The organism is Priestia sp. RMT2NF4, assembly GCF_047872835.1.
In the GTDB taxonomy this organism is placed as follows: Bacteria; Bacillota; Bacilli; order Bacillales; family Bacillaceae_H; genus Priestia; species Priestia zanthoxyli.
Map to the genome: position 1 here is coordinate 101,040 of NZ_JBLQZO010000004.1, position 23,786 is coordinate 124,825.

The 23,786-nt window shown below is 38.5% G+C and carries 23 protein-coding genes; 18 read left to right on the plus strand and 5 right to left on the minus strand.

Annotated elements, in window-relative coordinates; translation table 11 throughout:
* Window positions 1-96: 96 nt before the first annotated feature.
* Window positions 97-1,689, plus strand: coding sequence for an amidohydrolase (locus ACMX9J_RS18080; RefSeq protein ID WP_416226075.1), 1,593 nt, complete (start codon window positions 97-99; stop codon window positions 1,687-1,689).
* 23 nt (window positions 1,690-1,712) lie between these two features.
* Here the strand turns inward: ACMX9J_RS18080 and ACMX9J_RS18085 are convergent, their stop codons facing one another.
* Window positions 1,713-2,513: an NAD kinase gene (locus ACMX9J_RS18085; RefSeq protein WP_028411802.1), complete on the minus strand. Its 801-nt coding sequence runs from the start codon at window positions 2,511-2,513 to the stop codon at window positions 1,713-1,715.
* 149 nt (window positions 2,514-2,662) lie between these two features.
* On the opposite strand from ACMX9J_RS18085, the gene sppA reads away from it, so the two are divergent.
* The 8 genes from sppA (at window position 2,663) to ACMX9J_RS18125 (ending at window position 9,962) form a co-directional block, all read left to right on the plus strand.
* The gene (gene sppA / locus ACMX9J_RS18090; RefSeq protein WP_028411801.1) at window positions 2,663-3,673 is read left to right on the plus strand and encodes a signal peptide peptidase SppA; all 1,011 of its coding nucleotides are present in this window, start codon (window positions 2,663-2,665) and stop codon (window positions 3,671-3,673) included.
* 10 nt (window positions 3,674-3,683) lie between these two features.
* A complete protein-coding gene (locus tag ACMX9J_RS18095) occupies window positions 3,684-4,187 on the plus strand; it encodes an RDD family protein (RefSeq protein WP_033579607.1) in 504 nt (167 codons plus the stop codon).
* Window positions 4,188-4,509: 322 nt separating this feature from the next.
* Complete coding sequence (locus tag ACMX9J_RS18100; protein ID WP_047749746.1) at window positions 4,510-5,208, plus strand: DUF2953 domain-containing protein; 699 nt, start codon at window positions 4,510-4,512, stop codon at window positions 5,206-5,208.
* 13 nt (window positions 5,209-5,221) lie between these two features.
* Window positions 5,222-5,689, plus strand: coding sequence for a GerW family sporulation protein (gene ytfJ / locus ACMX9J_RS18105; protein WP_028411798.1), 468 nt, complete (start codon window positions 5,222-5,224; stop codon window positions 5,687-5,689).
* 138 nt (window positions 5,690-5,827) lie between these two features.
* The gene (gene tpx / locus ACMX9J_RS18110; protein WP_045291207.1) at window positions 5,828-6,361 is read left to right on the plus strand and encodes a thiol peroxidase; all 534 of its coding nucleotides are present in this window, start codon (window positions 5,828-5,830) and stop codon (window positions 6,359-6,361) included.
* A 147-nt stretch (window positions 6,362-6,508) separates the two neighbouring features.
* Window positions 6,509-7,501, plus strand: a complete 993-nt coding sequence (locus ACMX9J_RS18115; RefSeq protein WP_416226076.1) for a class I SAM-dependent methyltransferase — start codon at window positions 6,509-6,511, stop codon at window positions 7,499-7,501.
* 196 nt (window positions 7,502-7,697) lie between these two features.
* Entirely contained in the window at window positions 7,698-8,888 is a 1,191-nt protein-coding gene (locus ACMX9J_RS18120; RefSeq protein ID WP_013059468.1) for an acetate kinase, read from the plus strand.
* 228 nt (window positions 8,889-9,116) lie between these two features.
* Complete coding sequence (locus tag ACMX9J_RS18125) at window positions 9,117-9,962, plus strand: EcsC family protein (protein ID WP_416226077.1); 846 nt, start codon at window positions 9,117-9,119, stop codon at window positions 9,960-9,962.
* A gap of 25 nt (window positions 9,963-9,987) precedes the next feature.
* On the opposite strand, the gene ACMX9J_RS18130 is transcribed toward ACMX9J_RS18125, so the two are convergent.
* Window positions 9,988-10,302, minus strand: coding sequence for a hypothetical protein (locus ACMX9J_RS18130; protein ID WP_099331323.1), 315 nt, complete (start codon window positions 10,300-10,302; stop codon window positions 9,988-9,990).
* 314 nt (window positions 10,303-10,616) lie between these two features.
* On the opposite strand from ACMX9J_RS18130, the gene ACMX9J_RS18135 reads away from it, so the two are divergent.
* The 7 genes from ACMX9J_RS18135 to ACMX9J_RS18165 all read left to right on the plus strand — a co-directional run bounded on the left by ACMX9J_RS18135 (window position 10,617) and on the right by ACMX9J_RS18165 (window position 17,468).
* On the plus strand, window positions 10,617-11,825 hold the full coding sequence (locus ACMX9J_RS18135; RefSeq protein WP_033579611.1) for an argininosuccinate synthase: 1,209 nt from the start codon (window positions 10,617-10,619) through the stop codon (window positions 11,823-11,825).
* Window positions 11,822-13,210 carry an argininosuccinate lyase gene (gene argH / locus ACMX9J_RS18140; RefSeq protein ID WP_014458026.1) on the plus strand — a complete coding sequence of 463 codons (1,389 nt, stop codon included), beginning with the start codon at window positions 11,822-11,824 and terminating at the stop codon, window positions 13,208-13,210. The genes ACMX9J_RS18135 and argH overlap by 4 nt, the downstream gene beginning before the upstream one ends.
* A gap of 164 nt (window positions 13,211-13,374) precedes the next feature.
* Window positions 13,375-13,542, plus strand: coding sequence for a hypothetical protein (locus ACMX9J_RS18145; protein ID WP_013059463.1), 168 nt, complete (start codon window positions 13,375-13,377; stop codon window positions 13,540-13,542).
* Window positions 13,543-13,692: 150 nt separating this feature from the next.
* Window positions 13,693-14,814, plus strand: a complete 1,122-nt coding sequence (gene ald, locus ACMX9J_RS18150; protein WP_014458028.1) for an alanine dehydrogenase — start codon at window positions 13,693-13,695, stop codon at window positions 14,812-14,814.
* Between the two features lie 113 nt (window positions 14,815-14,927).
* Window positions 14,928-15,605, plus strand: coding sequence for a metal-dependent hydrolase (locus ACMX9J_RS18155; protein WP_033579823.1), 678 nt, complete (start codon window positions 14,928-14,930; stop codon window positions 15,603-15,605).
* Between the two features lie 228 nt (window positions 15,606-15,833).
* Window positions 15,834-16,070, plus strand: coding sequence for a hypothetical protein (locus ACMX9J_RS18160; RefSeq protein WP_034271480.1), 237 nt, complete (start codon window positions 15,834-15,836; stop codon window positions 16,068-16,070).
* A gap of 81 nt (window positions 16,071-16,151) precedes the next feature.
* Entirely contained in the window at window positions 16,152-17,468 is a 1,317-nt protein-coding gene (locus ACMX9J_RS18165; RefSeq protein ID WP_028411790.1) for a CBS domain-containing protein, read from the plus strand.
* A gap of 270 nt (window positions 17,469-17,738) precedes the next feature.
* Here ACMX9J_RS18165 and ACMX9J_RS18170 read toward each other — a convergent pair whose 3' ends face one another.
* On the minus strand, window positions 17,739-18,035 hold the full coding sequence (locus ACMX9J_RS18170; RefSeq protein WP_028411789.1) for a YtpI family protein: 297 nt from the start codon (window positions 18,033-18,035) through the stop codon (window positions 17,739-17,741).
* 251 nt (window positions 18,036-18,286) lie between these two features.
* Here ACMX9J_RS18170 and ACMX9J_RS18175 point away from each other — a divergent pair, with 251 nt between their 5' ends.
* Window positions 18,287-19,225, plus strand: coding sequence for a DHH family phosphoesterase (locus ACMX9J_RS18175; RefSeq protein WP_033579614.1), 939 nt, complete (start codon window positions 18,287-18,289; stop codon window positions 19,223-19,225).
* Window positions 19,226-19,263: 38 nt separating this feature from the next.
* Here ACMX9J_RS18175 and ytrI read toward each other — a convergent pair whose 3' ends face one another.
* A complete protein-coding gene (ytrI, locus tag ACMX9J_RS18180) occupies window positions 19,264-19,782 on the minus strand; it encodes a sporulation membrane protein YtrI (protein ID WP_014458035.1) in 519 nt (172 codons plus the stop codon).
* Window positions 19,779-20,114, minus strand: a complete 336-nt coding sequence (locus tag ACMX9J_RS18185; RefSeq protein WP_013059455.1) for a YtrH family sporulation protein — start codon at window positions 20,112-20,114, stop codon at window positions 19,779-19,781. Before ACMX9J_RS18185 ends, ytrI begins: the two co-directional genes overlap by 4 nt.
* 141 nt (window positions 20,115-20,255) lie before the next feature.
* On the opposite strand from ACMX9J_RS18185, the gene dnaE reads away from it, so the two are divergent.
* On the plus strand, window positions 20,256-23,606 hold the full coding sequence (dnaE, locus tag ACMX9J_RS18190; RefSeq protein WP_416226078.1) for a DNA polymerase III subunit alpha: 3,351 nt from the start codon (window positions 20,256-20,258) through the stop codon (window positions 23,604-23,606).
* Window positions 23,607-23,786: the final 180 nt, after the last annotated feature.

The window sequence follows — 23,786 nt, forward strand, 5'->3', positions numbered from 1 at the left end:
AAAAGAGTGGGGGAAACCCCACTCTTTTGTCTTGTTTGTTTTGTCACGTATAATAGAGAAAAGGTCAAGCTTTATAAAGTAAAGGAGATGTTGGCGATGGGAACTTTATTTTACGGCGGCAAAATATATACGATGCGAAAAGAAGATGAACATGTAGAAAGCGTATATGTTGAAAAAGGATTTATTGAAGATATAGGTGCAGAAGAAGAGTTAAGAATCAAATGGGGTCCTGCAATTGAAAACGAAGTACACCTCAAAGGATATACAATGTACCCTGGCTTTGTAGATAGCCATCTTCACTTGATTGGTCACGGTGAAAAGCTTCTTCGGCTTGATTTGTCTCAAGCTACTTCTCGGGAAGACGTGTTGAGGCGTGTTCGACAAAAAGTAGAGAGTACACCAAAAGGAGAATGGGTGATCGGGGAAGGCTGGGATGAAAATCAGTGGGAAGATTCCTCATTGATTCAGTATCAAGATCTTGATCAGCTTTCAACTGAACATCCTATTATGTTGAAGCGAGTTTGTCGTCACGGATTAGTAGCGAACGGAACAGCTCTTAAAATAGCCGGAATTACAGCTGAAACACGTGATCCGGAAGGAGGCATTATCCAGAGGGATGAAGCTGGAAATCCTACCGGTTTTTTGGCTGATCAAGCGCAAGAATTAGTAACGGCTCATATTCCTCAAGTATCAGAAGCATACATTCGACAAGCGCTTTCAGTAGCCATTAAAGATTGTGTTCGGCACGGATTAACGGGTGGACATACGGAAGATTTAAATTATTATGGAGGCTTTCTGCGTACATATCAAGCATTTCAAGACGTTATTCATAAAGAAAAGCAGCTGTTTCGTGCTCATTTACTTGTTCATCATGAAGTTGTAGATGATATGTATACATACTGTGAAGAAAAGAAAGACACATCCGATTTTATCGAAATAGGACCAATGAAGATTTTTGCTGATGGTTCGCTTGGCAGTCAATCTGCGCTTTTAAGCTTTCCCTACAAAAGCGACCCTTCTACAAGAGGTGTAGCTATTCAATCACTAGATGAATTAAAGCAGCTAGTGAGGAAAGCGAGAGAATTGGGCATGACCGTTGCAATTCATGCGATTGGTGATTTAGCGTTTCAATATGTAGTAGAAAGCATCGAGCAATATCCTCCTCAAACAGGGCAAAGAGATCGTATCATTCATGCGCAGATTTTACGAAAAGATTTAGTTGATCGTGTAAAAAATCTTCCTGTTGTATTGGATATTCAGCCTCGATTTTTAGCCAGTGATTTTCCATGGGTCATTGAAAAAATTGGAGAAGAGCATTTGGATTATTGCTATGCGTGGAAAACGTTATTGGACGAGGGCGTTATGTGTGCAGGGGGATCGGATGCGCCTATTGAACCTATCAATCCAATGTTAACGATTCATGCAGCGGTTTCAAGAAAAACTTCTCCAAACAGCTCGGTCGTTTACATACCTTCTGAGCGACTGACTGTATTTGAAGCTGTTCAGCTGTTTACGTTAGGAAGCGCGCAGGCCATTCATCATGAGCATAAAAAAGGATACGTTCAAAAGGGTTATGTAGCTGATTTTACCGTATTAGAAAGAGATCTGTTTGAGATACCTGCAGATGATATTCCAGGGGTACGGGTGCAGATGACTGCTATTGATGGAGAAATTGTATATCAAAAATAAAAAGCGCCCAAGGGCGCTTTTTGTTATAGAAATGTACGCTTAACTCGTTGCCAGAAAGAGTTATCTTTCAGCTTAACCGTTTTAATTTGACGGTCGCTTAAACGAATTTGAACTTGATCAACTTGACGTGCATTTAATGCTTCGTTATCTATTCCAATAATTGGATTGTGGTTGTTGTCATTGGATAGTTTTAAAGTGAGCGTATGCTCAGCGCTTAGGATGAATGAAGATCCTAATGTACGATAGTTATTATTATTTAACGATGCCAATTCGCTGACTTGCATACAAGGAATTAACGGATCAACTACGGCTCCATTTACCGATTTATTATAAGCCGTACTGCCTGTTGGTGTTGAAATAATCATCCCATCCCCACGGAATGTTTCAAAGTGATTTTCGTTAATAAAAACATCTAGACTGAATGTTTTTATAACACCTGATCGAATGGAACATTCATTTAAGCAATAAAAAGAAGTTCCTTGATCAATTTGAGTTTGTAAAACGGGAAATCGACGTACTTCTATATTTTCTGTTGTAATAGCTTCAATCATTTTATCCGTTTCATCAATATGAAAATCGCAGTAAAAGCTTAGCTGATCTGAAGTTGTGACACCAGCATATAAGCAGTCATCTCGAAAGCCAGATTGACGGACAGCCTGCAAGAAAGCTCCGTCACCGCCAATACTTACAATGATGTTAGCGCTGTCGAAATGGTCTACTACATGAAAATCATATTGTTTTGCAAGTTCAATAAGTGGACTTACGAGCGCCTTTGTTTCCTGGTTTTTTGGATGAAAGAAATAAACGTTGCGACGATTTGGCATAGATAGTTCCCCCTTGTTTGTCTGATATGTAAAATATTAGCGATAAAGTAAACTTTTTAAAAAAAGTTTGTTACAATAATTATAGCATTATTGCTTTAAAAATTAAAAGAATAATCTTTTAATTCTGACACCTAAAAAGGAGGATTTTCATGAACAAAAAAAGGTGGATTGCTCTTTTGATTGCGGCCTGCTTATTCATTTTCTCTGCGATTGTTAATGTTGGTTTTTCAGTCAAAGAAGAAAAAGATGACGGTCTGGCAGGCATATTTGGAGGAGACGACAGTGAACTATCAGAAACAGTTATCGAAAAAGGGAATGCAGCTAAGAAAATTGCAGTACTAGAGGTCAATGGAACGATTCAAGATACAGGAAGCGGTTCCTCTCCGCTTATGTCTCAAAATGGTTATAACCACCAAGCATTTTTAAAGCAGCTAGAGGCTGCAAAAAATGATAAGGCAGTTAAAGGAGTCATTATTAAGGTGAATTCACCGGGCGGGGGCGTCGTTGAAAGTGCTGAAATACATAAAAAAATTGAAGAGCTGAAGAAAGACACGAAAAAGCCAGTTTATATTTCAATGGGATCAATGGCTGCTTCAGGAGGCTATTACATTTCAACAGCTGCTACTAAAATCTATGCAATCCCTGACACTTTAACAGGTTCACTAGGTGTAATTATGCAAAGCGTTAACTATGGCAAGCTGGCGGATAAACTAGGAGTAGAATCTGTTGTTATTAAAAGCGGGGCTCATAAAGATATTATGTCTCCAACAAGAGAAATGACCGGAGAAGAAAAAGAAATTATGCAAACACTTGTAGACAACTCGTATGATGGTTTCGTCAATGTTATCTCTGAAGGACGTCACCTTTCTAAAGAAAAAGTGCGTTCTATTGCAGATGGACGAGTGTACGATGGACGTCAGGCTAAAGAGCTGAAGCTGGTCGATCAACTAGGCTATTTTGAAGATACGGTAAAAGGAATGGAGAAAGATTACAAGTTAAAAGGTGCACAAGTAATTCAATACAATCAAGGATTCGGACTGCCTTCTTGGCTTTCAATGAGCATGCAAAAAGTAATTGGTGGAGATGAACAAGTTACCGCAATGTTAAAAACATTTGCGCAGCCAAGCTCTCCGCGCTTGATGTATTTATATGCAGAATAGAGGTGGGAACATGGAAAATCAATCTCATTCAACCGAATCAAACGACACTATAAAACATGAGCCAGCGGTAAGTGCTCCAATAGGTAGTGAATTCCATTATGCAGGCTTTTGGATGCGCTTTTGGGCATATCTTTTGGATCTAGCTGTAGTAGCTAGCTTGAACTCCCTGCTGATCAAACCCATTTTCCATTTAGCAGATATTCCTCAAGGGGATGGATTTTTTTCTCCCTATACGATTGTGACGGTGATTATCTTTTATGGTTATTTTGTTTTAATGACCAAGTATTTTGGACAAACGCTTGGAAAGATGGTGTTTGGGCTTAAAGTAGTATCACTGAAAGACTCCACTTTAACTTGGCCTGTTGTGCTGTTTCGTGAAGGAATTGGACGTTATATTTCTAAAACAGTTTTTTTACTTGGCTATTTGTTAGTTGCTTTTTTACCTAAAAAGCAAGGAGCGCATGATTACTATGCAGATACAACCGTTATACATGAAGGTACAATAAGCAGATAATAAAAAGAGGCTGGGGCAAAAGTATTTAGACGAATTGAAAAACGAACCATTGATCAAGGTGTTTGATTAGTGGTTCGTTTTTTTTTGGTTATGGTAAACGTAGGTTTCATGTGTGTAGGTCTTTCTAGCAGTTGATTGGAGGGAAAGCGAAGCCTTGCACGGAAATCAACTGCGGTGTCGCAAGCGGTTAAGCTCATGTATACTATTTGTTCGTCTTTAAATTGGATTCATTTCGTTATGTCTCAACCTCTTTTTATTGTTTTCATAAGGTTTAATATTCTGTGTTTTGGAGATAATGTGAAGCTAAGAAGGAGTGAAGGATGTGCTATGGCTTTTATGGATATTGCTAGCACTTTTAATTGTTATTGTACTTATTGTATGGACAAACATCACGCTATTTGTAGAGCTTCATCATGTCCGAGATAACGATTATTACAGAGTGAGACTCAGGGCTTGGTTTGGTCTTATTCGCTATACATATGAAATTCCGGTAGTGAAAGTAAAAAAAGATTCTCCTCGTTTGCTTGTTGAAAAGAAGAAAGGAATGGGTGATCAAGGAAAAGAAGACGAGAATTCATGGAGTGATTATTCTGTAGAAGACGGGTTAAGCATGTTAGAAAATGCGAAGCAATTCCTTGAACAGGTAGTCGGTTTTCATAAAATTTTTCGTCGTTTCTTACAGAAAGTGACGGTAAGGGATATTAAATGGCACAGCCGTTTCGGCTTAGGTGATGCTGCGTTAACAGGCGTACTTACCGGGGCGGTATGGTCTGCAAAGGGGGGCATAGTTGGTATAATCAGCCGTTATATGAAACTAAAAGATATGCCTGTAATGAGCGTTACTCCTGTATTTCAACATCTTTGGTCAGAAACGGTATTTGAGTGCATAATTTCTTTTCGAGTTGGTCAAGCTATTCTAGTAGGTTTACGGACCTTGAGATACTGGCGGCATACGTCCAAAAAGCGTCGCAAAAGATGGAAGTCGTCAAATAAGAACAAGACACACTCTGTGAAAACATAAGGAGGTTATCTTAATGGCAGAACATCCAATTAAAAGTTTAATGTCGACAGCTATGGAAAATTTAAAGGAAATGATTGATGTTAATACAATCATTGGTGATCCCGTAGAAACACCTGATGGCAGCGTTATTTTAACTGTCTCAAAAGTAGGTTTTGGCTTTGCAGCGGGCGGAAGCGAGTTTGGAGTAGAAGGGCATGCGCCATCTTCTCCGGGGCAGCATCAGCAAGAATCAGGTCATCCATTTGGCGGAGGTAGCGGTGGCGGTGTATCAATTACGCCAATTGCCTTTTTAATTGTGAGTGGAAGCGGAATTAAAATGCTTCACCTTAATGAAAGTACACATTTATATGAAAAGATTTTAGATACAGCACCTCAAGCAATTGAACGCGTGCAGCAAATGTTCAAGCGAAATAACCATCAGCAGGATCATCATAATCAACAAAATCAGCATCATGACGGTGCAAATGATTTTAATTTGTAGGGATAAAATAAAGCTTTGCTTGCTTCTTTGAACGATAAAAGAAGCAAGCAAAGCCTTTTTTTATTGGGCATGTTTTCTAGCATATAGCGTTATAGTATGTATGTCATTTAATTGCAATATAGAGACAGACAAGCTAATATGAACAGTGTACATACTTATTTAAAGGAGGAATTATTCGTGACTAAATTTAAAGGTAACGATGTAACATTATTAGGAAATCAAGTAAAGGTTGGAGACAAGGCGCCAAACTTTACCGTTTTAGCAAATGATTTATCAGAAGTAACGCTTGACAGTACAAAGGGTTCTGTTCGCCTAATCAGTGTAGTTCCTTCTATTGATACTGGAGTTTGTGATGCGCAAACTCGCCGCTTCAACGAAGAAGCAGCTAAATTAGATAACGTAAAAGTATTAACAGTGAGCGTAGATTTACCGTTTGCTCAAAAGCGCTGGTGTGGTGCTAATGGCATTGATAATGTTCAAACATTATCTGACCACCGCGACTTATCTTTCGGCGAAGCATATGGTGTAGCTATTCAAGAATTACGCTTATTGGCTCGTTCAATCTTTGTAGTAGACTCAAATGACAACGTAACGTATGTTGAGTACTTACCAGAAGTAACTGAGCATCCGAACTACGAAGCAGCAATCGAAGCAGCTAAAGCAGCTAAGTAAGATTGTCGATGGCGTTCGGCAGAAGGCGGAAAACAATGTTTTTCGCCTTCTTTGTGTTTTAAGAAGCTTTTATGATAAAATATGATGTTCCAAATAGGACGTTTACTCATTTATATAGATATCATTTCATTACACAGGAGGCAGAATATGAGTCAATTAGCTAGTATGGAAAAGCTATTTGGTGTAATTGATCAAACAGCTATTATTTTAAGAAAAGAACTAAACTGCGTATATTTAGAAGCAGTAGCTGAAACGGGAGAAAACTTGTTTCAAGGAACTATTTTGCAAGAAGAGCTAGATGAGGTAACCAAAAAACGTTTAAAAAAAGAATACGATTCAATCACGCTTGATCATTTTGAAAAAGAAACGATTCGAAAAGCATATCAGCTAGCTATTTTAAAAGGGATGAAAGAAGCAGTTCAGCCTAACCACCAAATGACCCCTGATGCTGTAGGACTATTTGTCAGCTACTTAGTTGGAAAATTCATGGCAGGAAAAGATAAGTATACGCTTTTAGATCCAGCAGTAGGAGCTGGAAACTTATTAACAACCATTTTAAATACACACGCTGCGTCAATTGAACATGTATACGGTGTAGATGTGGATGATTTATTACTTCAACTGACATATGTAAATGCAAACTTACAGAAGCACGGCGTTCAATTATTTAATCAAGACAGCTTACAGCCACTTTTTATTGATCCTGTTGATTTAGTTGTCTGTGACCTGCCGGTTGGTTATTATCCAAACGATGAAGGGGCAAAAGAGTATAAAGTAAGAGCTGAAGAAGGTCATACCTATGCTCATCACTTATTCATTGAACAAAGCTTGCGCCATGTAAAAGACGGAGGATACGTAGTAGCTCTTATTCCAAATAACTTGTTCGAATCTGAACAGTCTCATTTATTACAGCCGCTGCTAAAAGAGGAAGCAATCGTTCAAGGAATCGTTCAGCTGCCGCTTTCAATGTTCAAACAAGAGCAGGCTGCTAAGAGTATTATCATTCTTCAAAAGCAAGGAGAAGGGGTAACGGCACCTGAGAACGCGCTGCTTGTGAATTTGCCGAAGTTCAGTAATCGAGAAGCAATGAGTGATATTATGGCTCAAATGGACCAATGGTTTCGCATTAATAAAAAGTAAGTCTTTTTCGAAAATAATGAATATTTGCCGGTAGCGTTTTCATGATGTATAGCTCTTGAAATCTATTGTCGTGAATGATTAAATGAATAAGGATAGAAATCGTGTCGAAATGCATAGAATATTGTAGAGATTACACTTTTATGTTCTGTTCGTTATGTTTATGATGCACGTATAATAAAGAAGGAGCTGTTTTTTTATGTCAAAAATCATGGCAATCAACGCCGGCAGTTCTTCACTTAAGTTTCAATTATTTGAAATGCCAAGTGAGACGGTATTAACAAAAGGTTTAGTAGAACGAATTGGTTTAGATAACGCTGTTTTCACGATCTCGGTAAATGGTGAAAAACAAACGGATATTACAGAAATCCCTGACCATGCTGTTGCAGTTAAAATTTTAGTTGAAAAGTTACTTTCTCAAAACATCATTCAATCATACGATGAAATCACTGGTGTAGGTCACCGTGTCGTACACGGCGGAGAGAAATTTGCTGACTCTGTTTTAATCACAGATGAAACACTAGCGGAAATTGAAGCTTTATCTGATTTAGCACCGCTTCACAACCCAGCAAACATTGTGGGAATTAAAGCGTTCCAAGATATTCTTCCAAATGTTCCAGCTGTAGCAGTCTTCGATACAGCATTCCATCAAACAATGCCAGAAAAATCATTCTTGTACAGCTTACCGTACGAGTACTATGAAAAGTATGGCGTTCGTAAATACGGTTTCCACGGCACATCTCATAAATATGTTTCTGAGCGTGCAGCTGAGCTTCTTGGACGCCCAATTGAACAATTACGCTTAATCTCTTGTCACTTAGGTAACGGTGCAAGTATCGCTGCAATTGAAGGCGGAAAGTCAATTGATACATCAATGGGCTTCACACCATTAGCTGGTGTAGCAATGGGAACTCGTTCAGGTAACATTGACCCTGCATTAATTCCATTTATTATGGAGAAAACAGGAAAAACTGCTGACGAAGTATTAAATGTATTAAATAAAGAAAGTGGTCTTTTAGGTGTATCTGGTATTTCTAGTGACCTACGCGATCTAATCAAAGCAAGCGCTGAAGGCAATGAACGCGCTGAAACAGCACTTGAAGTATTTGCTAGCCGTATTCATAAATATATCGGTTCTTATGCTGCTCGTATGTCTGGTGTAGATGCAATCATCTTCACAGCAGGTATTGGAGAAAACAGTGATGTTGTACGTGCTCGCGTTCTTCGTGGTTTAGAGTTCATGGGCGTTTATTGGGATCCAGCTTTAAATAGTGTACAAGGAGAAGAAGCATTTATTAGCTACCCTCATTCTCCAGTTAAAGTTATGGTTATTCCTACAGACGAAGAAGTTATGATTGCACGTGACGTTACTCGTTTAGCGAATATTTAAGTTCATAAAGTGCCTCTTCAATGCATGAATTCTCATAAATTGTCAGGCAAACTAACGAAAAGCTGATTTCCTTGTTAGGAAATCAGCTTTTTTATATAGCGTAAGGAGCTGACGGTTGAAAGAAGGTTTACAACGTATAGAAGAAAGAAATAATATAGGAAGCAAAATGTAACGGATGCATTATTTGTTATAATAAAAATAAAACTACTTATTTCTTGAAAGGGTGACATGATGATATTAACGAATCGCGAAGAACAGCTTTTGGAAGAAATCTATAAATGGGAAGAGAGCTTACAGAGCGTAGAAGCAACTGAGATGGAGTTATTGTACGAAGAATGGTTAGAAAAAGGGCTTAACTTAATTCCTGCTTCTGTTCGTGAGACCTATTTACATAAAATTGATGAGGGACTCTTTCAGTTAACTGCATTAATTCAAGGTACGGAAATGCAAACTCAAGCGACAAAACGAATTATTGAAACCGCCCGTGTATTCAAAGAAGATATCACAGATCTGTCAGAAATGAATTCCCTTCAAGTAGATCAGCTTTCTTATATATGCGAACAGCAAATGGCCAAGCTGCGGTTGTATGCGCTGAGTCAAGGAGCACTTTCAGGAACCGGCCAATCGCTGCTAGTCGGTATTGATATACCCGCTGTTTTATGCATGAATATTCAAGCGGTGCAACAGGCAGCAATGAGCTACGGCTATCATATCCAGACTCCTTCAGAGCTTATGCTAACGCTAAAAGTTTTTCATGCAGCAACGTTACCTAGACACCTTCAGGCTGAGGGGTGGCATCAATTAAAGAGTGAGCTAAGCCAAGAATTTGACCCGTATTTTTATGAAGGTGTTGATCAAATTGTAGATAAGACGTGGCTGCAAAAAATTGTTGTGCAAATTGGAAAAACGCTAGCTATATTTGCTGCGAAGCAAAAAGTTTATAATCGTTTGCCAATTGTGAGTATGATGGTTGGCGGAGGGATGAATTATCGAATGGCCAAACAAGTGACAGATTATGCGAAGCGCTTTTACCAATACCGCTATTTGCTGGATAAGAAAAACGAGTCTCATTAATTTTTCATGAGACTCGTTTTTTTGTCTATCCGTGAACTTTTTCTGATATTTCCTCATTTGTTCGATACCAAAGCCACAAATCATTAATAATAGAAGCAAGTTCTCCTATCTCGCTATTTAATTCACAGGAGCGGATAAAATTAGTCTCATCTTCTAACGCCGCTTGTTTTTGATTAATCCTCTTTTCTACAGATTGAATTTTGTCTGGAATTTGCCCTCGAATGGATTCCCATGTTAGGAGGATATCCTGCTGAACTTTTTCAGAATAGAATGTCCATTCTCTTTCAAGAGCAGGAATTTTTATACCGAGTCTGTTGTCATAAGTAAAAAAGCGCTCCATTTTTTCACCTCTTCCCTTCCATTTTATACAATGACAAAAGCCAGAGCTACTTTAAGTGAAAAATAAATCATTTATACTTGATTTATGCATATAAATATACAATGCATTTAAGGCAGGAATATTCATTCACGTCTATTTTTACAGTATTTTAAAAGCTTTTATCCTATTAAATTAAAAAAAACGTGAATTTATATACTTTTTTTTGAATAACTATTGAAAATAGATTAAAAAGTTGTTAAAGTAATAGTAGATTAAATGAATAAAAATTAAAACGGTTGTATTAATATATATATAATTTGTAGGAGGAATAGATGATGAGTAATCCAAAAGTTGTTTTAGCATATTCCGGAGGTTTAGATACATCAGTTGCAATTAAATGGTTACAAGAAAAAGGGTACGATGTGGTAGCTTGCTGTTTAGACGTAGGCGAAGGAAAAGATTTAAAATTCGTTAAAGAAAAAGCCTTAACAGTTGGAGCGGTATCGTCATATGTGATTGATGCAAAAGAAGAATATGCTAATACATTTGCATTAGCAGCACTTCAAGCACACACGTTATATGAAGGAAAATATCCATTAGTATCTGCACTATCTAGACCGCTAATCGCTAAAAAGCTTGTAGAAGTAGCAGAACAAGAAAATGCAGTAGCTGTCGCACATGGATGTACGGGAAAAGGAAATGACCAAGTGCGTTTCGAAGTATCAATTAAAGCATTAAATCCACACTTAGAAGTTTTAGCTCCTGTTCGTGACTGGAAATGGTCTCGTGAAGAAGAAATCGAGTATGCAAAAGAAAAGAATATTCCAATTCCAATTAACTTAGACAGCCCATTTTCAATTGACCAAAACTTATGGGGAAGAAGTAACGAGTGCGGCGTTCTTGAAGATCCTTGGGCAGCTCCACCTGAAGAAGCATATGACCTAACGGCTTCTCTTGAAAATACTCCGGACACAGCCGATGTAGTAGAAATTGAATTCGTTGAAGGTGTTCCAGTAGCATTAAATGGTCAATCTTATACGCTAGCTCAGTTAATTCTAGAATTGAATGAAATTGCAGGTAAGCACGGAGTGGGACGTATTGATCATGTAGAAAACCGTCTTGTGGGAATCAAATCACGTGAAGTATATGAGTGTCCAGCTGCTATGACATTAATCAAAGCACACAAAGAGCTTGAAGATTTAACATTAGTGAAAGAAGTCGCGCACTTCAAACCAGTGATTGAGAAAAAATTAACAGAAGTTATCTATGAGGGTTTATGGTTCTCTCCATTAACAAATTCCCTGCTTGCATTCTTAAAAGACACGCAGCAATATGTGAACGGAACAGTGAGAGTAAAACTATTTAAAGGGCATGCTATCGTAGAGGGACGTAAATCTCCTAATTCTTTATACAATGAAAAACTTGCAACATATACAAAAGAAGATGAATTTGATCACAATGCAGCAGTTGGTTTTATCTCATTATGGGGTCTTCCAACACAAGTGAGCAGCATGGTAAATCAAAAGAAGGTGACAACGGTATGACCAAACTTTGGGGAGGGCGTTTTACGAAACGCCCTGAACAATGGATTGACGAGTTCGGTGCGTCCATTTCATTTGATCAGCATCTTGTAGAAGAAGATATTGAAGGCAGTTTAGCACATGTAACAATGCTTGAGAAATGCAGCATTCTTTCTGGAGATGAAGCGTCACAAATTAAAAAAGGCCTTCAAACACTGCTTGAAAAAGCTAAGAAGAAAGAATTAACATTTTCTGCTCAATATGAAGATATTCATTTGAATTTAGAAAAGCTATTAATTGATGAAATTGGTCCGGTTGGAGGTAAGCTTCATACGGGTCGAAGCCGTAATGATCAAGTTGCTACAGATATGCACTTATATTTAAAAAAGCATGTTCAGCAAATTGTAGGACTGATCGAAAATCTAGAAGATGTGCTGCTTACAAAAGCAGATCAGCATGTCGAAACTATTTTTCCAGGCTACACACATTTACAGCGCGCGCAGCCGGTTTCTTTTGCTCATCATCTAATGGCTTATGTTTCAATGTTTAAGCGTGATGCTGAGCGTTATGCGGAATCACTAAAGCGTATTGATTTATCTCCTTTAGGAGCAGGAGCTTTAGCTGGTACGACATTTCCAATTGATCGTCATTACAGCGCGGAGCTTCTAGGCTTTAATGGAATTTATCAAAACAGTATGGATGCTGTCAGCGACCGTGACTTTATTTTAGAGTTTTTAAGCAACAGTTCTATTTTAATGATGCATTTATCTCGTTTTTGTGAAGAGTTAATTTTATGGTCTAGTCAAGAGTTTCAATTTATTGAAATGGATGATACGTATGCAACTGGCAGCAGTATTATGCCTCAAAAGAAAAATCCTGATATGGCAGAGTTAATTCGTGGTAAAACAGGACGAGTATATGGTCATTTATTTAGCTTGTTGACTGTGTTAAAAGGCACGCCTTTAACATACAACAAAGACTTGCAAGAAGATAAAGAAGGCATGTTCGATACGGTTACAACGATTGAAGGCTGCTTAACAATCTTTGCTGGCATGATTGAAACAATGACAGTAAAAACAAATGTTATGGAAAAAGCTACGAAACAAGATTTTTCAAATGCAACGGAGTTAGCTGACTATCTTGCTGCAAAAGGTATGCCGTTTCGTGAAGCACATGAAGTGGTTGGGAAACTAGTTCTCGTTTGTATTCAGAAAAATATCTACCTAATGGATTTGCCGCTCGAGCAATATAAAGAAGCGTCAGATTTATTTGAGGAAGACATCTACCATGTATTAAGTCCAAAAACAGCTGTTAATCGCCGCAATAGCGCGGGAGGAACAGGGTTTGAACAAGTGAAAAAAGCAATTCAGCTAGCTAAAGATGAATTGCATGAAAAAGCTTCAATATAAAACAGTTTTCAAAACGTCCGCAGAAAATTCTGCGGGCGTTTTTTGATGTGAGATAAATGGTATAACTAGAGCAATTAAGAAGAAAATAGAAAAGATCATGTAAGGGATTATGAAATAAAGTTCACATTCGTAAAGAAAATAGAGTGAAAAAGGAGAAGTGACATATGAAAGACAAAAAACATCCGCAGCATGTATATGAATATGATTTTGAAGGAGAAAAAGAGACATCAAGACAGCTAATGGATTCTTATTCAAGCGGCGTTATTGGCGATGCTATGGCTTCTGTAGTTGAAAATCCAGAAGCACAGAGTGATAACGAACTATATGAATAACTACATGCATATACTGTATATAGACTAAGAAAAGCAGGATTATGCTGAGCTCTATCGAAAGGTAACGTCATAGTAAATCCGGTTTTCTAAAGGATTTGGTGTGGCGTTCTTTTTTCAGTTAATCACTGATATAAGAAAAGAGGGATAAAGGTGAAAATTGGAGTGCCGAAAGAAGTAAAAAATAATGAAAATCGCGTGGCTATTACTCCAGCTGGTGTTACAGCTTTAGTTAACGGTGGGCATGATGTATATATTGAAACACAGGCAGGAGAAGGCTCTGGATTCCATGATGAAGATTACACAAATGCAGGAGCTTCTATTGTAAATACTGCAAAAGAAGCATGGGATGCTGAAATGGTTATGAAAGTAAAAGAACCGATTTCAGAAGAATACGGATATTTTCGTGAAGGACTTATTTTGTTTACGTATTTACATTTGGCAGCTGAAGAAGCGTTAACGAAAGCATTGATTGATAAAAAGGTAGTGGGTATCGCTTATGAAACGGTACAGCTCCCAAATAAAAGCTTGCCTCTGTTAACGCCGATGAGCGAAGTTGCAGGAAGAATGTCTTCTCAAATTGGAGCTCAATTTTTAGAAAAAACCAAAGGTGGCAAAGGGATTTTGTTAAGTGGAGTGCCAGGCGTGCAAAGAGGAAAAGTAACAATTATTGGAGGAGGAGTAGCGGGAACCAACGCTGCTAAAATTGCGGTCGGATTAGGGGCTGATGTCACAATAATTGATTTAAACGCTGATCGCCTTCGCCAGCTGGATGATTTGTTTGGTAAAGAAGTGACAACATTAATGTCAAATCACTACAATATCGCACAATCTGTAAAAGAGTCAGATTTAGTGATAGGAGCGGTCCTCATACCAGGAGCTAAAGCGCCAAAGCTTGTCACCGAGGAAATGGTTCAAACGATGTCAAAAGGGTCAGTTGTGGTTGATATTGCCATTGATCAAGGCGGAATTTTTGAAACAACTGATCGTATTACCACTCACGATAACCCGACTTACTCGAAGCATGAGGTCTTGCATTATGCTGTTGCTAATATGCCAGGGGCTGTTCCCCGCACGTCGACCTTAGCGCTGACCAACGTAACGGTTCCTTATGCTCTGCAAATAGCAAATCAGGGATATAAAAAAGCGTGCTTAAAAAACCCTTCCCTTCTTCAAGGCATCAACACCCTAAATGGGTTTGTCACTTACGCGGCTGTTGCAGATGCACACGGTCTAACTTACGCTGATGCAACAACTTTATTAGAGCAAGCATAATAAGGCATGTTTTTGCGCAGTTTGTGATATGATAGCCGCGTATTCACTTGTTTTGTAACCAAAACAGACGGGTAGAATATAGAAAAGGTTAGTGTAAAAGGAGAGAATATATGATGCACGTTTCTTATCATGGACATTCTGTTGTTAAAATTGAAACAAAAGGAAAAACAATTTTAATTGACCCGTTTATCACTGGAAATGAATTAACAGATTTACATGCTGAAGATGTAAAAGCAGATGTGATTTTACTGACTCATGGCCATAATGATCATGTAGGCGACACGGTGGAAATTGCTAAGCGCAGCGGTGCACTTGTTGTGGCAGTAGCAGAATTAGCTACATATCTTAGCTGGCAAGGCTTAAACGTACATCCAATGAGCATAGGCGGAGCCTATACATTTGATTTTGGTACGGTAAAATTGACACAAGCTTTCCACGGTTCAAGTTATACAGAAAATAATGAGAAAATTATTTATACAGGAATGCCGGCTGGTTTGCTTTTAACGATTGAAGGAAAGACAATTTATCATGCTGGAGATACGGCTTTATTTTCTGATTTAAAGTTAATTGGTCGCCATGAGCCTGACGTAGCATTTCTTCCAATTGGAGATAACTTTACAATGGGACCTGAAGATGCGGCTATCGCAGCGGAATGGGTGCAGGCAAAGCTTGTTGTGCCAATTCACTACAATACATTTCCTGTAATTAAGCAAGATCCTCATCAATTTGTTGAGTCTTTATCTGGTATTGAAGGAAAAGTATTAAAAGTTGGAGAAGGATTGGATCTTTAATCATAGAGGATGGGACAAAACGATTTCAGTTAAAGTTAAAAAAGAACGAGTAATCGATAATATCGATCACTCGTTCTTTTTTTATTGTTAAGGTGAACGTAGGTTTCACATTTGTTCATCTTTAGATTGAATCGATGCAGTTATGTCTTAATCTCTTTTTATTTGCAAAGAAACGTTCTGCTTTTTTTACTTTCCCGCATACGATAGTAATAATAAGGAGGGAGAGTTATGGAAAAAAATCGAGTTATTTTATCGCTTTTACTATGCGGAGTGATGCTTTACTATGCAATGCCGCACTTAGTGTTAACAACTGCGAGTTTGCAAGGGATTTTTAGTATAAGCTGGCTTACCTTTGCTCTTTTTGTAGCCGGAGGCAATTTGTCATCACTACTTTATGCACCGCGCCGTAAAAAGGCAGGTATTCAAAAAAATAGTGCGAGAAAGCCTTTGCGTCAAAGAGGTTAGATTGAATCCATTTCACTTCCCCCGTATAATAAAAGAAAAGACATATGAAACGTAAAAACGTTTTAGAAGGGTGAAGTACACGTGGCGACAAAACATGAGCAAATTTTACAGTATATCGATTCGCTTCCAATTGGTGAAAAAATTTCAGTGCGCCAAATTGCCAAAGAACTGACTGTCAGTGAAGGCACGGCGTACCGAGCAATAAAAGACGCGGAAAATAAAGGATATGTTTCAACGATTGAACGAGTAGGGACTATTCGAATTGAACGAAAGAAGAAAGAAAACATTGAAAAGCTCACCTTTGCTGAAGTAGTAAACATTGTAGATGGACAAGTGCTGGGCGGACGTGAAGGTTTGCATAAAACGTTAAATAAGTTTGTTATTGGAGCGATGAAGCTTGATGCTATGATGAGGTATACCGAGGCCGGAAACCTTCTTATCGTAGGGAATCGAGTAAACGCTCATGAATTAGCCCTTGAAGCAGGCGCAGCCGTTTTAATTACGGGCGGCTTTGATACGGAAGAATGGGTTAAGAAGCTTGCGGATGATCTTAAGCTTCCTATTATTTCAACGAGCTATGATACATTTACAGTTGCAACGATGATTAATCGGGCTATTTATGATCAGCTGATAAAAAAAGAAATTGTGCTTGTAGAGGATATTTTAACACCCGTCTCTGAAGCGGTTAGCTTGCAGTTAACCGATACGATTGAAAAATGGCACGAATGTAACGATCAAACGCACCACAGTCGTTTTCCTGTAGTAGATCAGCATATGAAAGTTCATGGTATGGTTACCTCAAAAGATGTTATTGGATATGATCTTTCCACTTCGATTGAAAAAGTGATGACGAAAAATCCGATGACCGTTCACGGGAAAACATCGGTCGCTTCTTCCGCTCATATGATGGTATGGGAAGGGATTGAAGTGCTGCCTGTAGTGGACGATTACCACCGACTAGAAGGCATTATCAGCCGTCAAGATGTCTTAAAAGCGCTGCAAATGATTCAGCGTCAACCACAGGTAGGAGAAACCATTGATGACATTGTAACGAATCAATTTATGGACGTACAAGAGACAAAGGAAGCACCTGTCTATCGCTGTGAAGTAACGCCACAAATGACAAATTATATGGGAACTATTTCATACGGAGTTTTTACTACTATTGTGACGGAAGCTGCCAATCGTGTTCTGCGCTTATATAAAAAAGGTGATTTGGTTATTGAAAACATTACCGTTTATTTTATTAAACCGGTTCAAATTGAAAGTGTAATTGAAATTCGCCCTAAGCTATTAGAACTTGGTCGGAAGTTTGCTAAATTAGATGTAGAAGTCTACAACGCCGGAGTTGTAGTAGGAAAAGCGATGATGATGGCTCAGTTATTGGACAGAGTATAAAAAAAGAAGCTGGGACAAAAGTATGTTAGACGAAGTGAAAAACGAACCATTTATCAACCATGTTGATGAGTGGTTCGTTTTTTTTGTTAGGGTAAACGTAGGTTTCACCTGTTTAGATTCTTCTAGCCGTTGATTGGAGGGCAAGACGAAGACTCCAGCGGAAAGCGAAGTCTTGCACGGAAATCAACGGCGGTGTCTCAAGCGGTTCAGCTCATGTCTCCCATTTGTTCGTCTTTAGATTGGATTCCTCTCGTTATGCCTCAGCCTTTTTTACATTTGATCTGCTTCTTTTATTGCATAAGGCTGATAGTACTTATAAGCTTTGACACCTGCTATTATGCTACCTGAACCGAATAATACAAATAATATGCCGATGATAAGCGAAAGGTTTGTTTCGTAAATAAACCATTGATTGATCCCAAAAAATAATACAAAAGAGCCAAGACAAATACTCGACTTAGCGGAAATCCACTTTCGTTCCATTGGGCGTTTTGAACGTACGTATTTTACTTTTAAATACATGTAGAAAACAAAGGACACAACGATTAAAATCATAAAAAATGGCACAGACGCCCCTCCAGTCCGGTGTATTTCTATCCGTAATGTTTCTAGATGCTAGTAATGCGTAGTGTTGAAAGTGTTTACAGTAGTATCTATTATTTTACAGGTCAATAACAGAAAATTCTACTATTGATTGATTCTTCTTTTAAAAAGGAGAAGAGATATGATTTAATAAAGATTATGGATACAGCGCTGTGGAAATATAAGTGCATGTGGTACGTACATAAAACAAGAACAGTATTGACAGGAGAGAGAAAATGAAAGCACAAATATTAGAAGCTATTAAGCAGTTTGACACCATCATTATTCACAGGCACATTCGTCCAGATCCAGATGCATACGGATCTCAGTGCGGATTAGCGGAATTGTTAAAAACATCTTTTCCGGAGAAGAAGGTATACGTAACGGGAGAAGAAGCGGAGTCGTTAAAATTTTTATACCGTATGGATGATATCGCCGATGACACCTATGAAGATGCGCTTGTCATCGTTTGTGATACGGCGAATGAAGCGCGTGTATCAGATCAGCGCTACGCAAGTGGAAAAATGATCATTAAAATCGATCACCATCCGAATCAAACTCCTTACGGTGATTTACTTTGGGTTGAGACGTCTGCTTCTTCAACAAGTGAAATGATTTATGAATTTTACTTGGAAGGAAAAGAAAAGGGGTTAGCTCTTAATGATGAAGGAGCAAAGTTAATTTTCACTGGTATTGTCGGTGATACGGGCCGATTTTTATTTCCAAATACAAAGCCGAAAACGTTTTGCTATGCAAGTGAATTGATTCAATATGGCTTCAATTTTAAGGATGTATATGATCAGCTATACAAAACAAAAGAAAACGTCGCTCACTTACATGGATATGTGCTGCAAAACTTCACGATGTCTCCAGCGGGAGTTGCTCACATGAAAATTCCGAATGAAATTCTTCGCAAATATGATGTGACACCTGCTGATGCCTCTCAGCTAGTCGGCTCGTTAGGACAAATTGATGGAGTGAAAACGTGGGTATTTTTTGTAGAAGAAGAAAATCAGATTCGGGTCCGCCTGCGTTCAAAAGAGCTTGTGATTAATACAATTGCTAGAAAATACAACGGAGGAGGCCATCCTCTTGCGTCCGGCGCTTCCATTGACTCATGGGAAGAAGTAGAGCCTTTACTACTTGATTTAGAAGAGCTCTGCAGTCAGGAGTAATCTGTAAAATAAGCCGTTGATTTTAAATCAGCGGCTTTTTATAGTACTTTTTCCATCTTTTTAATTCGAACTTCAATCGAAAGCGTTGTATAAAAATAAATTTGATGAACTTCAACTTCATAAATCGTTTTATCGAATTCGTATTTTTTGTTTTCAATTGCTTTTTTTAAGATATCCCTGCTTCGATACGCACTTTCAATATCTTGGGCAATTAAGTGCTGCGCTTCTTCGTCGACGCTTTTTTGAATATTGTATTCCACCACAGAGTTTACTTTATAACGATGGCCGTTCACTAATTTTACTTTCACATTTTGAATAATCAAATGCTGCTTCATTTCCTTGTTTAATGCTTTTACATCTTCTTGCCATGCGCTAATTTGCAAATTTGCTTTTTTTAGCTTATCATTAGCAATTCGAATCTCCTCTAGCTCTCTATCTCTTGAAACGCCGTAAATTGTTAAAAACACTCCCCAGCTGACAATTGCTCCAATGACAATACCGGCGAAAAAACGCTGCCAGTCGGAGCGCTTGAACATTCGCTCGCTGGGTACTCTCATACAAAGTGCTCCTGCGTTAACCACTTGATGATCAGAGCCCCGGTCTGAGCTCCTCCCATAGCGGATAGAATTAAAAGAATTTGTTTGAATACATCTTTTGTCGCTCCTTCAAAGAGTCCTCGCTCAAAGCTGTAAAACGTATCAAATGTTCCTCCGATGGCTCCGACAATTGCCCAGATTTTTAAGCTATTGCTGAGGGTATGCATAACGTACAGGGGAGATTTTCCAATTAAGAACCCCGCAAATGCTCCGATTAATGAACCGCCTAAAATAATACCTAATGAAGTAAAGTAACTCCAAATGAAAAGAGACATAAAAGGCTCTTTTGTCATGACGCGTCCTCCTTTACTATTTTATTGATAACTCATGCTTCCTACATATATATGGACAAACGTTCAGAGTTATGTAATTTGTCTACGCCCGCAACAAAATTTATAATGAGAATAAAGAATTAAAGAAAGGTGGGAAGTCCTGTGCCTTTTGTTCACTTACAGCTTCAAAGTTCTTATAGCTTACTAAGCAGTTCCGTTCGTATTCATGAACTTGTAGAAACAGCTAAAAAAATGAACTATGAAGCGATTGCTTTGACCGATGAAAATGTAATGTACGGAGTCATTCCTTTTTATAAAGCCTGCGTGAAAGCGGGGATTAAGCCGATTATTGGGCTTACACTATCAATTTTGGAACATGAAGAAAGCGAGCAAGCGTATCCTTTAGTTTTGCTAGCAGAAAATGATAAAGGCTATGAAAATCTATTAAAACTAAGCAGTTTAGTTCAAACAAAGGAAAAACACGGTGTAAAGAAAAAATGGCTCCAGCATTATAGCAGCGGGCTGATTGCTATTACACCTGGCGTAAGGGGAGAAGTAGAAACTCTGCTAGCAGAAAACAAGCTTCAAGATGCAAAGCGAGTGCTTCAATTCTTTAAAAAAGTATATTCTCAGTCTTTGTATATATCTATACAGCGCCACGGACAGGATGAAGCTTTGATAAATCAGCAGTTAACGGAGCTTGCTGCTGAAGAAAATGTCCCGCTCGTAGCAACGAATCAAGTGAAGTATTTAAAAAAAGAAGATCGGGTCGCATATGATTGCTTAGCGGCTATTCGAGACGGAGAGAAATTACATAGCGGTGAACAGGTGCAAGAAGAAAGCAGCGAGTACTATTTCAAATCACCTCATGAAATGGAAGTTCTCTTTCATGATCAGCATTTTTTAATAGAAGAAAGTATAAAAATCGCAAGACGATGCGAGCTTAAAATTTCTCTAGGCGTCATGTCTATTCCAAAATACCCTGTTCCTCCGTCAGTTACATCATCAACCTACTTACGCACTCTTTGCGAGAAAGGACTGCAAGAAAGAGTTCAAGTGATCACGGAACAATACCAGAAACGCTTAGATTATGAGCTGAACATTATTGAAAGTATGCGCTTTAGCGATTACTTCCTTATCGTGTGGGATTTTATGAATTATGCTCATGAACATGGTATTTTAACAGGTCCAGGTCGTGGCTCAGCGGCGGGCTCACTAGTTTCATACGCCTTACGAATTACAAATGTTGATCCAATTCAGCATCAGCTTCTCTTTGAGCGCTTTTTAAATCCTGAACGTATTTCGATGCCTGATATTGATATCGATTTTCCTGATAATAAACGGGATCAAGTCATTCAGTATGTGGCTCAAAAATATGGAGCGCTGCATGTAGCTCAAATTATTACATTTGGAACATTAGCGGCTAAAGCAGCCGTACGTGATGTAGGAAGAGTGATGGGATTTGATCAAGAGGCGTTAAATAAAATGTCTAAAGCGATTCCAACTAAACCAGGTACAACGTTAAAAAGCGCTCTTCGTGATTCAAGAGTTCTTCAAACTTATTTAGCAGAAAATGAAGCCGGAAAGCAATGGTATAACATTGCCATGAAGATAGAAGGACTGCCAAGGCATACTTCCACACACGCAGCAGGCGTTGTGATCAGTGAGAAGCCGCTGACGCAATCTATAGCTGTACAAGAAGGACATGATGATGTATATCTGACTCAATATCCAATGGAAGCTCTGCAAGACGTTGGGCTTTTGAAAATGGACTTTTTAGGTTTGCGTAACTTAACCATTTTAGATCACATTTTAAAGAAAATTGAGCGGGACATGAACCAAAAGCTGTCACTGTCTCGTATTCCATTTAACGATCAGAAAACTTTTGAACTGCTGAGCAAAGGAGATACGACAGGGATTTTTCAGCTAGAGTCAGATGGAATGAGAAGGGTTCTTCAGCAATTAAAACCTACAGAGCTAGAAGATATTGTAGCAGTTAACGCGCTGTATAGACCCGGTCCGATGGAAAATATTCCAACCTATATTAAGCGCAAGCACGGAGTGGAGAGCGTCATATATGACCATCCCACGCTTCAAGGCATTTTACAATCCACCCATGGCGTTATCGTGTATCAGGAGCAAATTATGCAGATTGCTTCAAAGATGGCTGGCTTTTCTCTTGGAGAAGCAGATTTATTGAGAAGAGCAGTTAGTAAAAAAGAACGATCCGTGCTTGATCGTGAACGAGCACATTTTGTTCAAGGAAGCGAGAAGAAAGGATATGACCTATCCGTTGCTAATCGAGTATATGACCTTATTGTGCGCTTTGCTGATTATGGCTTCAACCGGAGCCATGCCGTTGCTTACAGTATGGTGGCCTATCAGTTAGCTTATTTAAAAACACATTATCCGCTACAGTTCTTTTCAGCGTTGTTAACGAGCGTTATTGGAAACGAAGGGAAAATTGCTCAATATATTAATGAACTCAAAAGAAAAAAAATACAAGTTCTCCCACCTTCTATTAACAAAAGCATGTATTCGTTTAATGTAGAAGGTGAAAGAATAAGATATAGCCTTGCAGCGATTAAACATATTGGTGCGGCAGCCATGCAGGAAATAACAGAAGAGAGAAAGAAAAAAAGATTTGAAGACTTATTTGATTTTTGTGCACGTGTTTCACCAAAAGCCGTGAATAAAAAAGCGCTTGAAGCTTTGATTTTGTCCGGAGGCTTTGATGAATTTGGAGAAAATCGAGCAACTTTATTAGCAACCATTGATGTAGCATTTGAACATGCAAGCTTGGTCCTCCCTGATGATGATTTTGGATTTGGAGCTGAATTTTCGTTAAAGCCTAAATATATGGAAAAAGAGGAACTGAAAATAGAAGATCGGCTTCAGTATGAAAAAGATATGCTAGGTTTTTATTTATCAAGCCACCCTGCTTCTCAGTATGAAGCACTGAATTCCTTTTATTCTGTTGTTTCTCTTCACGATATGAAAGAACACGCTTCAGGAAAAGCGGTCTCTCTTTTAGTATTTGTGTTGGAAATTCGCGTCATTCGCACGAAAAAAGGAGAGCAAATGGCCTTTTTGCGCATTACGGATGAAAGTGGAGAAGGAGAAGTTGTTGCATTTCCCCGCGTATTTGAGCAGAATCGTCTGCTGTTTGAACAAGGTAAGGTTTTACTGATACACGGAAAGATAGATGAAAGAAATGGGCAGCAGCAAATTGTTTGTCAACGTGCTGAAGCTGCTAGCGAAGCGGTTCAAAAATTACCGTCAGAAGAATTGTACTTACGTATAGAAACAAAGCAAGGTACGGAAAAGTTGCTTCATACTATTTATCAGCATTTTCAGTCTCATAGAGGGAAAATCCCCGTGAAAATTTATTATGAGGCAGAACGTCAATTGGTCAAGCTTCCTGTTCACTATTCTGTTGAACGAAGCGATGAGTTGATCAAAACGTTAAAAGCAATGCTTGGAGAGAAGCACGTTGTGTTCAAGAAGATATAGTCTTTACAGATTTCATGTGATGTTATATGGTAAAATAGTTAAAAAAGTGGTCTGACCACCGTTTTTTTATAAAATATACGAATTAGATGCGTTTTTCTTGAAATGAAATGCAATTGGATTTATAACATCATATGAGTGTGGGAAAGAACATGGTTCAGGCACAGTATTTGTTATCATTTT

Coding starts and splice junctions, on each gene's coding strand:
- ACMX9J_RS18080 (WP_416226075.1), top strand. CDS start 97: ATGGGAACTTTATTTTACGGCGGCAAAATATATACGATGCGAAAAGAA.
- ACMX9J_RS18085 (WP_028411802.1), bottom strand. CDS start 2,513: ATGCCAAATCGTCGCAACGTTTATTTCTTTCATCCAAAAAACCAGGAA.
- sppA (WP_028411801.1), top strand. CDS start 2,663: ATGAACAAAAAAAGGTGGATTGCTCTTTTGATTGCGGCCTGCTTATTC.
- ACMX9J_RS18095 (WP_033579607.1), top strand. CDS start 3,684: ATGGAAAATCAATCTCATTCAACCGAATCAAACGACACTATAAAACAT.
- ytfJ (WP_028411798.1), top strand. CDS start 5,222: ATGGCAGAACATCCAATTAAAAGTTTAATGTCGACAGCTATGGAAAAT.
- tpx (WP_045291207.1), top strand. CDS start 5,828: ATGAACAGTGTACATACTTATTTAAAGGAGGAATTATTCGTGACTAAA.
- ACMX9J_RS18115 (WP_416226076.1), top strand. CDS start 6,509: ATGAGTCAATTAGCTAGTATGGAAAAGCTATTTGGTGTAATTGATCAA.
- ACMX9J_RS18120 (WP_013059468.1), top strand. CDS start 7,698: ATGTCAAAAATCATGGCAATCAACGCCGGCAGTTCTTCACTTAAGTTT.
- ACMX9J_RS18125 (WP_416226077.1), top strand. CDS start 9,117: ATGATGATATTAACGAATCGCGAAGAACAGCTTTTGGAAGAAATCTAT.
- ACMX9J_RS18130 (WP_099331323.1), bottom strand. CDS start 10,302: ATGGAGCGCTTTTTTACTTATGACAACAGACTCGGTATAAAAATTCCT.
- ACMX9J_RS18135 (WP_033579611.1), top strand. CDS start 10,617: ATGAGTAATCCAAAAGTTGTTTTAGCATATTCCGGAGGTTTAGATACA.
- argH (WP_014458026.1), top strand. CDS start 11,822: ATGACCAAACTTTGGGGAGGGCGTTTTACGAAACGCCCTGAACAATGG.
- ACMX9J_RS18145 (WP_013059463.1), top strand. CDS start 13,375: ATGAAAGACAAAAAACATCCGCAGCATGTATATGAATATGATTTTGAA.
- ACMX9J_RS18155 (WP_033579823.1), top strand. CDS start 14,928: ATGCACGTTTCTTATCATGGACATTCTGTTGTTAAAATTGAAACAAAA.
- ACMX9J_RS18160 (WP_034271480.1), top strand. CDS start 15,834: ATGGAAAAAAATCGAGTTATTTTATCGCTTTTACTATGCGGAGTGATG.
- ACMX9J_RS18175 (WP_033579614.1), top strand. CDS start 18,287: ATGAAAGCACAAATATTAGAAGCTATTAAGCAGTTTGACACCATCATT.
- ytrI (WP_014458035.1), bottom strand. CDS start 19,782: ATGAGAGTACCCAGCGAGCGAATGTTCAAGCGCTCCGACTGGCAGCGT.
- ACMX9J_RS18185 (WP_013059455.1), bottom strand. CDS start 20,114: ATGACAAAAGAGCCTTTTATGTCTCTTTTCATTTGGAGTTACTTTACT.